The organism is Pseudomonas sp. A214 (assembly GCF_900156295.1).
Classification (GTDB): Bacteria; Pseudomonadota; Gammaproteobacteria; order Pseudomonadales; family Pseudomonadaceae; genus Aquipseudomonas; species Aquipseudomonas rhizophila.
Genome location: NZ_LT707062.1, coordinates 1683237 through 1696789 on the forward strand (window position 1 = coordinate 1683237; position 13553 = coordinate 1696789).

Genomic DNA, 13553 nt, shown 5'->3' on the forward strand with positions numbered 1-13553 from the left:
AAGTGCCGTCTGATACTCCGCCATCGCGAGCAGGCTCGCTCCCACAGAGGGCAGTGTTTTAGCGGGTGGCTTGTCAGTAGACATCCCGCCGGTACCGGCCCTGTTCGATCAAGCGCTCCACTGCCGCGGCGCCGAGCACGTCGTTGAGCACCTGATCCACGCCCGACGCCATGCCCTGCAAGCTGCCGCAGACATAGATCGCCGCACCGTCGGCCAGCCATTGCTTGAGCAGGGCCGAGGATTCGCGCAGGCGGTCCTGGACGTAGATTTTCTGTTCCTGATCCCGAGAAAACGCCAGGTCCAGGCGTTCCAGATCGCCGGATGTCACCCATTCCTGTAACTCATCACGGCAGTGGAAATCATGCTCGCGCTGGCGCTCGCCGAACAGCAGCCAGTTGCGCTGCATGCCCTCGGCCACGCGCGCCTTGAGCAGGCTGCGCAGGCCGGCCAGACCGGTGCCGTTGCCCAGCAATATCATGGGCACGCCCTGAGGCGGCAGATGGAAGCCGCTGTTGCGGCGTACCCGCAGGCTGATGGCGCTGCCCAGCGGCGCATGTTCGGTGAGCCAACCGGAGCCGATACCCAGGTTGCCGTCGGCGTGACGTTCCTGGCGCACCATCAGTTCCAGCAGGCCATCGGCGGGAATCGAAGCGATGGAGTATTCGCGCAGTGCCAGTGGCGCCAGGGCATCCACCAGGGCCTGGGCATGCATGCCCACCAGATGGGCGCGATTTTCCGGCAGTTGGCGGTTGGCCAGGGCCTGATCGAGGCGCTGGGGCAAGCCATCGACCTGCACGCGAGCAACGCCGGCGATGCCCAGGCCCTCCAGGAAATGGTCGATGGCCGACAGGTCATTGCGCGGCAGGATTTCCACCAGGTCACCGGCCAGCCAACTGCTCGGGCCGGGCGCGGTGAGGCCCAACAGATACACGCCTGAGCCGCTGCTCTCGGGGTTGAGCAAGGTGCGCTGGTGCAGGGTCCAGTTCTCGAAACTGGGCGCCTGCCAGGTGTCCGGCGGAGCCTGGCCGGTCAGTTCGGCCAGTTGCTGTTGCCAGTGACGCAAGGCGTAAGGGTCGCCACTGTCGACTTCCACCGGAGCGAACAGGGTCTTGCCGCCGTGCTCCGACAGCCAGGTGTGCAGGCGTCGGGCGAAGCCGCAGAAGTTTTCGTATTGCCGATCGCCCAGGCCCAGCACCGAATACTGCAGGCGCTCCAGGCTCATGGTCCGACCCAACACGTTGCGCTCGAAACCCCGGGCGCTGTCCGGTCCTTCGCCGTCGCCAAAGGTGCTGACGACGAACAAGGCGTGGCTGCAATTGCTCAGCTCCTGCTCGCTGACACCGGCCAGCGGCTGGACCTTCACCGGCAAACCGGCAGCCTGGAGCTGGCCGGCGGTCTGCCAGGCCAGTTGCTCGGCGAAACCGCTCTGGCTGGCGAACCCGATCAGCCAGGCGGGCGCATCGCTGCGGTTGGCACCCAGCTCCTGGCGGGCATTCTTGATTTGGCGCTTCTTGCGGCGACGGTCCAGGTACAGCAACCAGCCGGTGATGAAGAACAGCGGCATGGTCAGCGCGGCGACCGTCACCAGGATCCGCCCGATCAGGCCGAAATAGCTGCCGATATGCAAGGCGTAGACGCTGGTCAGCAACTGCGCCTTGAGGCTCTTGTCGCTGTAGCGGCTGTGACCACTGATGACACCGGTGGCCGGGTCGAGGATGAGCTGGTTCAGCGCCCGGTCATGAGGCGAGTTTTTCAGCAGGTAGAACACCGTTGCCGGTTGCCCGGCCACCGGCGGCATGCGCACGTTGTAGGCGATCAGGCCAGGGCCCGCGGCGCTGTAGATGCTGCTCCACATGGCCCGATAGTCGGCCACCGGCGGCGGGCCGCTCGGCGCTGGGCCGCGGTTGCGCACCCGTTCTTCTTCGGGGGAATCGGAGAGCAGGTGAGTCACGCCTTTGTTGTACCAATCGTAGGACCAGGTCAGGCCGGTCAGGGCCGCCAGCAGATAGAACGCCAGGCACCAGGTGCCCGCCACCGAGTGCAGGTCCCAGTTGAAGCTGCGGCCTTTTTTCGCCCAGTCGAGGGTTAGCCAGGCACGCCAGCTTTTCCATTGGCGTGGCCAGCGCAGGTACAGCCCGGACAGGCAGAAAAACACCAGGATCAGCGTGCAGGCACCGGTAATCTGTCGACCCACATCCTCCAAGGCCAGGACGCGATGCAGCCTGAGTATCAGAGCGAAGAGATCCTGGCCCACCACATCGCCCATGAATTGTGCGTTGTACGGGTTGAAATAGCGCATGGGCCCGCGCTTTTCCCCAGGCGGGGCGGCGAAAATTGCCCGTGCGGCGTGGCCGCTGTCGGTCTCGACCCAAAGCATGGCGACGGTTTTACCGGAAGCGGCCTCGATCTGTTGCACCAGCTCGGCAGGCGGCAGGACGCCTTCCGGTTGTTTCGGGACCATCAACACCTGGGGGTTCAACGCCCGCAGGATTTCGTCCTGAAACGACACCGCGGCACCGGTAATGCCCATAAACGCCAGGACCAGCCCGGCGCTGATGCCGAAAAACCAGTGCAACTGGAACAGGGTTTTCTTAAACACGTCACTCGCCTTTCAGTCATTGCTGTTCATCATGGCGCGCATGTTATCGAGAACCATTCATAAACACACATAAAAGCCACATGATTCAGACAAGCCTGAAGTCAATAGCATTGCGCTGATGGGCGCGTTTTGCGCTATTGCAAAAAAGCCCGTGACACAGTCACGGGCTTTCGGGTCCAGCGACCAGCGAATTACACGTAGAACGACTTCAGCGGCGGGAAGCCATTGAATTCCACCGCGCTGTAGCTGGTGGTGTAGGCACCGGTCGACAGCCAGTACAGACGGTCACCGATGGCCAGGTTCAGCGGCAAACCGTACTTGTAGTTTTCGTACATGATGTCGGCGCTGTCGCAAGTAGGGCCGGCGATGACCACTTCTTCCATCTCGCCTTTCTTCTCGGTCCAGATCGGGAACTTGATGGCTTCGTCCATGGTTTCGATCAGGCCGGAGAACTTGCCCACGTCCGTGTACACCCAGCGCTCGACGGCGGTACGGGATTTACGGGCCACCAGCACCACTTCGCTGACCAGGATGCCGGCGTTGGCGATCAGCGAACGGCCCGGCTCCAGGATGATCTCCGGCAGTTCGTCGCCGAAGTCTTCCTTGAGGAAACGGATGATTTCCTCTGCGTAGGTTTCCAGGCTGTTGGTGCGGGTGATGTAGTTGGCCGGGAAGCCACCGCCCATGTTGATCAGCTTCAACACGATGCCGTCTTCTTCTTTCAAGCGCTCGAAGATGACCTTGACCTTGGCGATGGCCGCGTCCCAGACGCTGATGTCACGCTGTTGCGAACCGACGTGGAAGGAAATGCCGTACGGCACCAGGCCCAGGTCGCGGGCCAGGATCAGCAGGTCCATGGCCATGTCGGTCTGGCAGCCGAACTTGCGCGACAGCGGCCAGTCAGCGGTGGTCGAGCCTTCGGTAAGAATGCGCACGTAGACTTTCGAGCCCGGCGCGGCCTTGGCGATGTTGCGCAGGTCGGCTTCGGAGTCGGTGGCATACAGGCGCACGCCCTTCTCGTAGAAGTAGCGGATGTCCCGGGATTTCTTGATGGTGTTGCCGTAGCTGATCTGATCCGGGCCTACGCCACGGCTCATGACTTTATCCAGCTCATAGATCGAAGCGATGTCGAAGTTCGAGCCTTTATCCTTGAGCAGGTCGATGATTTCCACTGCCGGGTTGGCCTTGACGGCGTAATAGACCTTGGCGAATTCGAAACCTGCGCGCAGGTCATCGTAGGCCTGGGAGATCATCGCGGTGTCGATCACCACGAACGGGGTTTCCTGCTTGTCGGCGAACGCCTTCATTTTCTGAAAGGTCTCGCGCGCGAAATAATCTTCGACCTGGATCGACATACTTGGGACTCCTACTGGCAAACATCAGGATCAATGGGTGTAAGGGCAAGCAGCCCTCGTGAACGTCCTCCGTATCCCCACTTTGGTTCGCCTACTTCCCAAGGCATGTCGCCGAAAGCAAAAAGGCCACGGGATGCTTGATTCCCTTGGCCTTGCTGTCTCGTCGTCAGTACTTGAGCCGGATGGATCGTTTCCAGCATGGACGTTCGGCGCGAACTTTAGGGCGTGAGGGGCCTGAGATCAACAAAAAATGTCGCGTTTTTGCACTCATTCGTCGTGCGGCCCGCGACAGCTCCTGATGTAACCGACCTGTGTGACAGTCAGATGTTCCTCGGCAATGCGACACAGGCCTCCAGGCTGGCCATTTGCACATGGCAGCTTGGAAGGGCGTTTCATGGCAGATCATTTGTTGACTGATTGGCGGCCGGTTATGAGGAAATCGTTTAAACAGATCTAAAAAACTGTAAGTGTCGACAGTGGGCGCGACGAAGCGATCATCGAATACTCAAGACTCCAGTTGTACTCGCCGCTGAATAAAACCGGTGTTGGGTTTATGCCGGGAACGCAGGTTATTAGGCGGGATTGCATAACTGATTGAGCTGAGCGATGAAAAGCTCTAGGAGAGAGTCATGCGCAGGCGTCGGGTCATACGGATATTAAACATTTCTTTGTTTCTCGGTTTTGTATCGGGCTCCAGCCTGTTGCAGGCAAGCCCTGGCACCGATACGGCCAAATTGATGGAGTACTGGTATCGATTGACCGCACGGGATTGTGGAAGTGGCAGGTTGGCGTCTGATTGCTCTGGATTGATACTTAGAGGGATCGCCAGTAAACAGAGTTATTTGCCGTGGGATCCCAGTCCGTTATCGCAGAGCCTGGAAGCGGGGGGCACCGGTATAGCGGCCGGAGGTACATCGGTTTCATATTTAAGAAAAGATGTTGAGTACAATGGGCTGGGTATGCTCAGGTTCAATGGTTTTGCCTTGGTGCCCAATGATTTTGTGAATGAAAAGACGCAATTCAAAATCAAAGTATTGTGTGCCTTTCCTATTGATTCCTGGACGAATTATCGAAACAACAGCGGCTGCGGCGATTATCAGGAGAACGGGAACTCCCTCGGCGTTGTCGAGGACTATTGCCAGAAGCTGGGCATCAGCAATGCCAAGGCGTGGATGGAGCACTATGACCGTCAAACCCGAGACCCTGAAGCCACGAAAGCGCACAGGTTTCAATGCGGCTTTGATACCACGAGAGACTACTTCGGTACCTACAACAAGGCTGATGCATTCAATACGTTTGTCGAAGCACGAAAAATTTTGGCCAATGATCCTGAGGAAAAGGACGATGCGATCCATACCCAGTCGGAGCTGCGAATTGAAACCTGGCCACCTAATAAACACTGGAGAAGGGACTGGGGCAGTCAGGCACGGGTGAAGTTTGATGCGCCTGTCGCCAGTGACAGCGACTCAGCAAAAGCCACGTACCTGGAGCTCCCTATCGCTGCTTTTATTTATGAGAGTGGTATTGATTACATTGACAGAACTACAAAGACTTTTACGTCCCGTGAGCTTGCTCGAGATGATCAGCGCCGATGGGTAGAGCAAGACAATACGTGGAAGCCGATCATAAAAATACAATTTCCGAACTCGATCGCTGAGGACGCGAAATTTGCTTACTACCCCGCCGATCAGCATGTTCAACCCCCGGTGGATAGTCGTTCCTGCGATAACTACATAGAAAAGATCGAGTGGGATAACAATTATGTAGAACCCGTATTGGGAAAAATTTCATCGCTTAAGGTCACGCCCACGGCCTGCGGAAGAAAAGCCGGCGTAGGGAAAACCAATGTCGTGCTGGCCGAGTTGGCGATCAAGGCTGCTGCCCTTGAACCGAATCGCAAGGACTGGAATTTCGATAACATGGGCAGCAGCATGCGCCGTCAGTTGGCCTGCCATCTTGATTCCCCCGATATCGCCGAGAATAAACCTACGTGGAGCCTTGAGCCCGCTCGTCCCTATGTGGCCCACGATGTGATTATTAAATTGCCGGGTGATAACCGGTGTAATCCTCATTGAAAGGGTCAGATCAGCCTGCTGACCCGACCGGGATACTCAAGACGACGAACATGGCAACTCTCACGCTTAAAAAATCAACAAAGCTGCTGATTCTACTGGGCAGTCTTTGTGTTTCGCCGCTGTCCTTTAGCGAAGCGCTCGTGGCCACGAGCGTGCAATCAGGAGAAGCAACCGCAGCCGCCTTGACCCGCAACTACTACGACACCGCGGTCAACTGTGGCGCTGCCACGGCACCGGCTTTTTTATGCACGGGTGTCGTGGCACGCACAACCAACGCAGGAAACTTCGATCCTTGGGACCATAGCGAATTTTCCAGGACCAGCGGCGCGGTTTCATTTTCCTACCTGAGGGCCGACGCCAAGTTCGGTGGTGCGCCATGGGGCAACAACGAAGCCCGGCATGGCTATATTTTTTATCCCACCCTCCGGGCTCCGCAGGGAAAAATAAGGCCCTCGATCATCTGTTATTTTCCCTACGATGGCGCGACGATCTATCGCAGCAAACCGGGCGCCCGCGGTTGCCGTGACAGCATTACTCAGTTCGTCTATCCCCTGAGTAAACCCTGTAATGAACAGAATATTTTCACTGCCAGGGCTTGGCTGACCCATTTTCGAAGGGTCAGTTACGGAAATCCTGCCAGTTGCGCGTGGATGCTCAACGATGCGTTGAATGAGCAAGCCGTGGCTAACTTCAATGCGGGATTGCAAGTCAGAAAACTTGTTGAGCTTGAGGCAGGGGGCGCCGATTTTAATTTCAAGAATCACAACGAGCTTCGCATCGAAGCCTGGCCAGAAAAAAATCCGGCTGCGCTGCCCATCCAGGCGTTTTTCTGGATCACCGGCTCAAACGATCTGGAAGCCTCCCGAATCGACCAAAAAAAATATCATGAGCGCACCAACGGTCTTTTTATCCCCATCGTTCGCGTCACATTGCCTCCCAGCCCACAAGGTCATTTCAGTTTCCAATATGTGAGTGCGGACCAAGCGATCTCCCCGGTTATCCCGATGCCCGCTTTTGCTGCACCCACCATTCCCAAGGCTTACAGCACAGTCTCTGGCGACCGTCTGAACACTCAGGATATCTATAGGGATGAATACCTCATCGTGCAATTGCCCACCGAAGCAATTGCCGCCTCCGATATCTTGAGCGTTCGGTGGGGAGGCCGGGTGCCATACAGCAGTCCGCCGGTCGCATACGGCGAGCTTCCCGCGAACAAACAGGTGCTGATTCCCCGCACTGAGGTCGTCGATAGCATCGGGCTCACCGTACCGGTGAGCTACACCATCAAGAAAAGCGGTGCCGGTGAAACCCTGGAGTCTGGGGTGCGGTTTCTGACCATCGATCCCCAGGCGCTGGTGCTTCCGGCACCCAGTTATGCCTCGGGGACAGTCACAGTCAACTCTCCAGCTCCGTCGGGCTCGACCCTGCGCGTACGTGTCATAGGGGAAACCTTCCTTGATACGGCCCATCAGCTGGTTACGGCCGGTAAGCCCAATTCTTTCGTTCTTGACCCGACCTGGGTCTCGAAACACAAGGGAAAAACGGTGCTGATCAATTATTCGGTGTTTACCAAACTCAGCCCGCAGTGGTTGTTTTCCCAAGTGCTCCGGGTCCAGCTATAAACGTCAGGCCAACGCTGTCTCGGCTGGCGAAACAATACTGGTCTTACCCCACGGGACTTGCCGGAGCTTAGGTACTCGGCATCGATTCATTCGCTCAGGTACTGCGAGCAGGCGCCGTTCTGACGGTGCAAGTCGCGGCCTCGTACAAAACCCTGGGCCTTGTTCTGATTGCTCTCGCTGATCACTTCTTCTCTGGTGGATTAAGAAGGAACACTCGGTTCTTTATTTCAAATAAGTATTGAGCACTGTGAAAGTTGACAGGTGTTCGAAGGGGTGCGCTCTTGTAGCGTAGATAAAACTGTTAACGGAAAAAGCCTGAAAAAGACATAGCTTACTTAGAGCCTTGTCTGTTCATGTATGGGAGTCTGAAATGAAAAGACAATTTTGCATTGTGCTGTTTTTATTGTTGACGGCTGGCTGTGCAACACATGAATTGGATAGGAGCACTATTGATGAGCCGTCAGGACAGGCTGTTGGCGTCCAAGGCGCAGGTACCGGTCCAGAAATAGCGGCCTATCTCACGGAAGCCTATAACAACGTCTTGACCATGTGTCGCAACAACCCCTCGGCGCCGTCGTTTTTATGCACAGGGGTGACGCTACGGGCAACCCAACACTCCACGCAGTTTCATTTTTGGAATCCCAACCCAGCATCGACGGGCGTTTCTTTTTCCTGGCTGCGTAAAGACGCGAAGTTCAGCAAATTAGTATTTGGCTACAATAACGGCTTTATTCTTTATCCCGATTTTTTTAAACCGACAGGAAAGATCGCATTGGCGGTGCTGTGCTTCTTTCCAGTCGACGGCGCCACTGACCATCGACCTGACGAAGGTTGTGGTCAATATCCCAATCGCCCCAACAGCCGACCTTGCCAATCCCAAGGTATTACCACAGCCGCGCACTATATTGCCCATTTCAACGCTAACGCAGGTATGTACGGTGCATTGTGTGGCTTCGATGTTCGTGACGAGCTGGATGAACGAGGCGCCGTTGCGTTCACCGAGGGCGTGAAGGCCCAGGGGCAACTTCCAGCCTCCGCATTTGGTACGCAGAATGAATTTCGCGTGAGAAAGTGGGCTCAGAATATTGGTCAGACCCTTCCGATTGAGGCCGTTTTTTACATCAATGATACGGGTAAGGTTGGCGCTCAATATGATCAACGGGACTTTAAAACGCAGACCGGCATTTGGATCCCCATGATCAAGATTACGCTTCCCCAAACGGCCGCAAATGACGCGAGATTTGAGTTTATTCCCGCTGATCAGGCTATCTCATCCTGAACCTCTGGGGCTGGGCAGCGGTGATGAAGATGTCTGATTCTTGCGTTGGACGTGTGCCGTCGATGGGGGGCGAGTCGTTAGGCTGCTCTTGCGCAGGTGGTCCATAGAGGGGGTTCTGGGCTATAATCGCCGCCCTTTTTTGAATCACCTGCCAGGCGATTTCCCATGACCAAACAGGCCGCCGAAGTCGCGAAACGCCGCACTTTCGCCATTATTTCCCACCCCGATGCCGGTAAGACCACCATCACCGAAAAGCTCTTGCTGATGGGCAAGGCGATTGCGGTGGCCGGCACGGTGAAATCTCGCAAGTCCGACCGCCATGCCACCTCCGACTGGATGGAAATGGAAAAACAGCGGGGTATTTCCATTACCACGTCGGTCATGCAGTTCCCGTATCGCGATCACATGATCAACCTGCTCGACACCCCGGGCCACGAAGACTTCTCCGAAGACACCTACCGCACCCTCACGGCGGTGGACTCGGCGCTGATGGTCCTCGACGGCGGTAAAGGCGTCGAGCCACGGACCATCGCCCTGATGGATGTCTGCCGTCTGCGGGACACGCCGATCGTCAGCTTCATCAACAAACTCGACCGTGACATCCGCGACCCGATCGAACTGCTCGACGAGATCGAAGCGGTCCTGAAGATCAAGGCCGCGCCGATCACCTGGCCGATCGGCTGCTATCGCGACTTCAAGGGCGTGTACCACCTGGCCGACGATTACATCATCGTCTACACCGCCGGGCATGGTCATGAACGCACCGAAACCAAAATCATCGAGAAGCTCGACTCCGACGAGGCCCGCGCCCACCTGGGCGACGAGTACGACCGTTTTGTCGAGCAGTTGGAGCTGGTGCAAGGCGCCTGCCATGAGTTCGACCAGCAGGAATTCCTCGACGGCCAACTGACCCCGGTGTTCTTCGGTACGGCGTTGGGCAACTTCGGTGTCGACCATGTGCTCGACGCCGTGGTCGATTGGGCACCGCGCCCGCTGGCCCGCGTCGCCAACGAGCGCACCGTGGAACCGGTGGAAGAGAAGTTCACCGGCTTCGTGTTCAAGATCCAGGCGAACATGGACCCCAAGCACCGCGACCGCATCGCCTTCATGCGCATCTGCTCGGGCAAATACGAAAAAGGCATGAAGATGCGCCACGTGCGCACCGGCAAGGACGTACGCATCGGTGACGCCCTGACGTTCTTCTCCTCGGAACGCGAGCAACTGGAAGAAGCCTTTGCCGGTGACATCATCGGCCTGCACAACCACGGCACCATCCAGATCGGCGACACCTTCACTGAGGGCGAAGCCCTGGGTTTCACCGGCATCCCGCACTTCGCCCCGGAGCTGTTCCGCCGCGTGCGCCTGAAAGACCCGCTCAAGTCCAAGCAACTGCGCCAGGGCCTGCAGCAACTGGCCGAGGAAGGCGCCACCCAGGTGTTCTTCCCGACCCGCAGCAACGACATCATCCTCGGTGCCGTCGGTGTGCTGCAGTTCGACGTCGTCGCCAGCCGCCTGAAGGAGGAATACAAGGTCGAGTGCTCCTACGAGCCGATCACCGTGTACTCCGCTCGTTGGGTCGAATGTGGCGACAAGAAGAAATTCGAAGAGTTTTCCAACAAGGCCGTGGAAAACCTCGCCTTGGATGGCGGCGGTCACCTGACCTACCTGGCCCCGACCCGTGTCAACCTGGCGCTGATGGAAGAGCGCTGGCCGGATGTGAACTTCCGTGCGACGCGTGAGCATCACTAAGCGCTGAGCTTTACACCCAGAACCCCGCACCGAAAGCTGCGGGGTTTTTTATTTCCACTTAACGACTAGGCACCACCAACCCCCGGTGGGAGCGAGCGTGCTCGCGATGGCGCAGTGTCAGTCAATCTCAAAGCTGCTGACCCACCGCCATCGCGAGCAGGCTCGCTCCCACACTGGAACTTCAGCGGGCAAAAAAATGTGTTCGGCCTAGATTCCTCTGTGGGAGCAAAGCTTGCTCGCGATAGCGGTGGTCAGGTTGCGGGGGTGTTGAATGTGCCTTCGCCATCGCGGGCAAGCCTTGCTCCCACAAGGTTTGTGGGGTGAGCTGATAGTAGGTCTACTTCATAACCGTTCGGGATAAACGTTATGCGAAACCATTCTGTCAGCGGACGGCATTTCTTCCTGTGCATAGGCGTCTTATCTGAGGAACCGACCGTTCGGAAGCAGTGTTTCTTGAACGCCGTCAGGCTTAGGGCTTTAACCAGAGAAAAAAGGAATCGGCTATGAACGCATTTCTACGCGCGATGATTTTGTTGAAGGTTTTGCTGATGCTGTCCCTCGGTTCGTCAGCGGCCTGGGCCGAATGCGATGAGCATGAAAAACAAGCGGTGAACGGACAGGTGGCGCAGGGCGAATGGATGCTTGCCGCCAACGAAGAACAGCAACCTGGTGATCAGGATGATGACGATTCGACGATTGATGATCCTGATGCCGGTGATGGTGATGGTGATGAGGGTGATAGCCAGACGTAGGGTACAGACAACAAAAAACCCCTTCCGGCCGATTGATGTTGATCGGAGGGAAGGGGTTAGTTGTGTTCCGGCCTCATAGACCGAGGCGGTCGATTTAGGGCCGCTACGCGCCCCAGCGGGGATAAATCCCCTCGCCACAGGGGCGCGCCTAGTCCTTGACGGGTTTACGCCGCGCCGTCGAGGAATTGCTCGGCGTAGTGACACGCCACCTGCCGGTTATCCAGCAACCGCAAGGCCGGTTCTTCGGTCTGGCAGCGCTCGGTGGCGTACGGGCAGCGCTTGTGGAAGGCGCAGCCGGACGGTGGGTCGAGCGGGTTGGGCAGTTCGCCGACGATTTTGATCTTCGGCTTGTTCGGGTCCGGGTGGATGGTCGGGGTGGCCGAGAGCAGCGCCTGGGTGTACGGGTGCAGCGGACGGCTGTAGATGGACTCGTTAGGGCCCATTTCCACCGGACGGCCGAGGTACATCACCATCACGTCGTCGGCCACGTGCTGCACCACCGCCAGGTTGTGGGAGATAAACACGTAAGCGGTGTTGAACTCCTGCTGCAGATCCATGAACAGGTTCAGCACCTGGGCCTGGATCGACACGTCCAGCGCCGACGTCGGTTCGTCCGCCACCAGCACCTTGGGTTGCAGCATCATGGCGCGGGCCAGGGCGATGCGCTGGCGTTGGCCGCCGGAGAACATGTGCGGGTAGCGCTGGTAATGCTCGGGGCGCAGGCCCACCTGCTTCATCATCGCCTGGACTTTCTCCCGCCGCTCGGTGGCCGACAGGTTGGTGTTGATGAGCAAGGGCTCGGCCAGTTGATCACCGACTTTCTGCCGTGGGTTGAGGGACGCGTACGGGCTCTGGAACACCATCTGCACGTCTTTGCGCAACTGCTTGCGCTCGGCCTTGTTCGCGCCGGCCACTTCCTGGCCGGCGATCTTCAGGGAGCCGGTGGACGGTTCCTCGATCAGCGTCAGGGCCCGGGCAAGGGTGGATTTGCCGCAACCGGATTCACCCACCACGGCGAGGGTCTTGCCGGCTTCCAGTTCGAACGACACGCCGTTGAGGGCGCGCACGGTCGCATGGCCCTTGAACATGCCACGGGACACTTCGTAATGACGGGTCAGGTCACGGGCGGTAAGTACGACGGCCATCACGCCACCTCCTGGTTCAACGGGTAGAAGCAGCGGGCGAGGCTGTTGGATTTCGGATCGAGGGCCGGGCGTTGTTGACGACAGTTGTCCTGCACATAAGGGCAGCGCGGCGACAGCAGGCAGCCTTGCGGACGGTCGTAGCGACCGGGGACGATACCTGGCAGCGTCGCCAGGCGCTCGGCGCCCATGCTGTGTTCCGGAATCGCCGCCAGCAGCGCTTCGCTGTACGGGTGGGCCGGGATGTCGAACAGCTCGGGGACCTTGCCTACTTCCACGGCCTGGCCTGCGTACATCACGCACACGCGCTGGGCGGTTTCAGCCACCACGGCCAAGTCGTGGGTGATCAGCACCAAGCCCATGTTCTGCTCTTTCTGCAGGGCCAGCAGCAGGTCCATGATCTGCGCCTGAATGGTCACGTCGAGGGCGGTGGTCGGTTCGTCGGCGATCAACAGTTTCGGCTCGCCGGCAATCGCCATGGCAATCGCCACACGCTGGCTCATGCCGCCGGACAGTTGGTGCGGGTAGGCGTTCATGCGGCTGGCGGCGCCCGGGATTTCGACTTTCTCCAGCAGTTCGATGGCGCGCTGGCGGGCGGCCTTGCCGGACATCTTCAGGTGCAGGCGCAGCACTTCTTCGATCTGGAAACCCACTGTGTAGCTGGGGTTGAGCGCGGTCATCGGGTCCTGGAACACCATCGCCAGGTCCTTGCCGACGATCTGCCGACGCTGGCGGTTGCTCAGCTTGAGCATGTTCTTGCCATCGAAGTTCAGCGCGTCGGCGGTGACGATGCCCGGGTGCTCGATCAGGCCCATCAGCGCCATCATGGTCACGGATTTACCCGAGCCTGATTCACCGACGATGGCCAGTACTTCACCCTTTTCCACGCTCAGGTCCAGGCCGTCGACCACCGGCACGGCGGTGGCGTCGCCGAAGCGTACGTTGAGATTCTTGATTTCTAGCAGTGACATGGGAATCTC

9 protein-coding genes and 1 pseudogene are annotated in these 13553 nt (G+C 58.2%); 5 read left to right on the top strand and 5 right to left on the bottom strand.

Annotated elements, in window-relative coordinates; all coding sequences use genetic code 11:
* Positions 1 to 73: 73 nt before the first annotated feature.
* Together BW979_RS07635 and BW979_RS07640 are read right to left on the bottom strand one after the other, a co-directional pair.
* Positions 74 to 2599 carry a PepSY domain-containing protein gene (locus tag BW979_RS07635; protein ID WP_076383537.1) on the bottom strand — a complete coding sequence of 842 codons (2526 nt, stop codon included), beginning with the start codon at positions 2597 to 2599 and terminating at the stop codon, positions 74 to 76.
* A 191-nt stretch (positions 2600 to 2790) separates the two neighbouring features.
* Positions 2791 to 3954 carry a type III PLP-dependent enzyme gene (locus tag BW979_RS07640; protein ID WP_047229038.1) on the bottom strand — a complete coding sequence of 388 codons (1164 nt, stop codon included), beginning with the start codon at positions 3952 to 3954 and terminating at the stop codon, positions 2791 to 2793.
* A 629-nt stretch (positions 3955 to 4583) separates the two neighbouring features.
* On the opposite strand from BW979_RS07640, the gene BW979_RS07645 reads away from it, so the two are divergent.
* Positions 4584 to 6029, top strand: a complete 1446-nt coding sequence (locus BW979_RS07645; protein WP_076383538.1) for a DUF2599 domain-containing protein — start codon at positions 4584 to 4586, stop codon at positions 6027 to 6029.
* 50 nt (positions 6030 to 6079) lie between these two features.
* Positions 6080 to 7651 carry a hypothetical protein gene (locus tag BW979_RS07650; RefSeq protein WP_076383539.1) on the top strand — a complete coding sequence of 524 codons (1572 nt, stop codon included), beginning with the start codon at positions 6080 to 6082 and terminating at the stop codon, positions 7649 to 7651.
* Positions 7652 to 7654: 3 nt separating this feature from the next.
* On the opposite strand, the pseudogene BW979_RS27400 reads toward BW979_RS07650, so the two are convergent.
* Positions 7655 to 7845 (bottom strand): annotated as a pseudogene (locus BW979_RS27400) (glycine/betaine ABC transporter ATP-binding protein); the annotation flags it as partial.
* Positions 7846 to 8021: 176 nt separating this feature from the next.
* On the opposite strand from BW979_RS27400, the gene BW979_RS07655 reads away from it, so the two are divergent.
* The 3 genes from BW979_RS07655 (at position 8022) to BW979_RS07665 (ending at position 11431) form a co-directional block, all read left to right on the top strand.
* Positions 8022 to 8930, top strand: a complete 909-nt coding sequence (locus BW979_RS07655; RefSeq protein ID WP_047229035.1) for a hypothetical protein — start codon at positions 8022 to 8024, stop codon at positions 8928 to 8930.
* A gap of 165 nt (positions 8931 to 9095) precedes the next feature.
* Positions 9096 to 10679, top strand: coding sequence for a peptide chain release factor 3 (locus tag BW979_RS07660; RefSeq protein ID WP_047229034.1), 1584 nt, complete (start codon positions 9096 to 9098; stop codon positions 10677 to 10679).
* Between the two features lie 503 nt (positions 10680 to 11182).
* Complete coding sequence (locus BW979_RS07665) at positions 11183 to 11431, top strand: hypothetical protein (protein ID WP_076383540.1); 249 nt, start codon at positions 11183 to 11185, stop codon at positions 11429 to 11431.
* Positions 11432 to 11595: 164 nt separating this feature from the next.
* Here the strand turns inward: BW979_RS07665 and BW979_RS07670 are convergent, their stop codons facing one another.
* Both BW979_RS07670 and BW979_RS07675 read right to left on the bottom strand, forming a co-directional pair.
* On the bottom strand, positions 11596 to 12576 hold the full coding sequence (locus BW979_RS07670; protein WP_047229032.1) for a peptide ABC transporter ATP-binding protein: 981 nt from the start codon (positions 12574 to 12576) through the stop codon (positions 11596 to 11598).
* Complete coding sequence (locus BW979_RS07675; protein WP_076383541.1) at positions 12576 to 13544, bottom strand: ABC transporter ATP-binding protein; 969 nt, start codon at positions 13542 to 13544, stop codon at positions 12576 to 12578. Before BW979_RS07675 ends, BW979_RS07670 begins: the two co-directional genes overlap by 1 nt.
* Positions 13545 to 13553 lie beyond the last annotated feature (9 nt).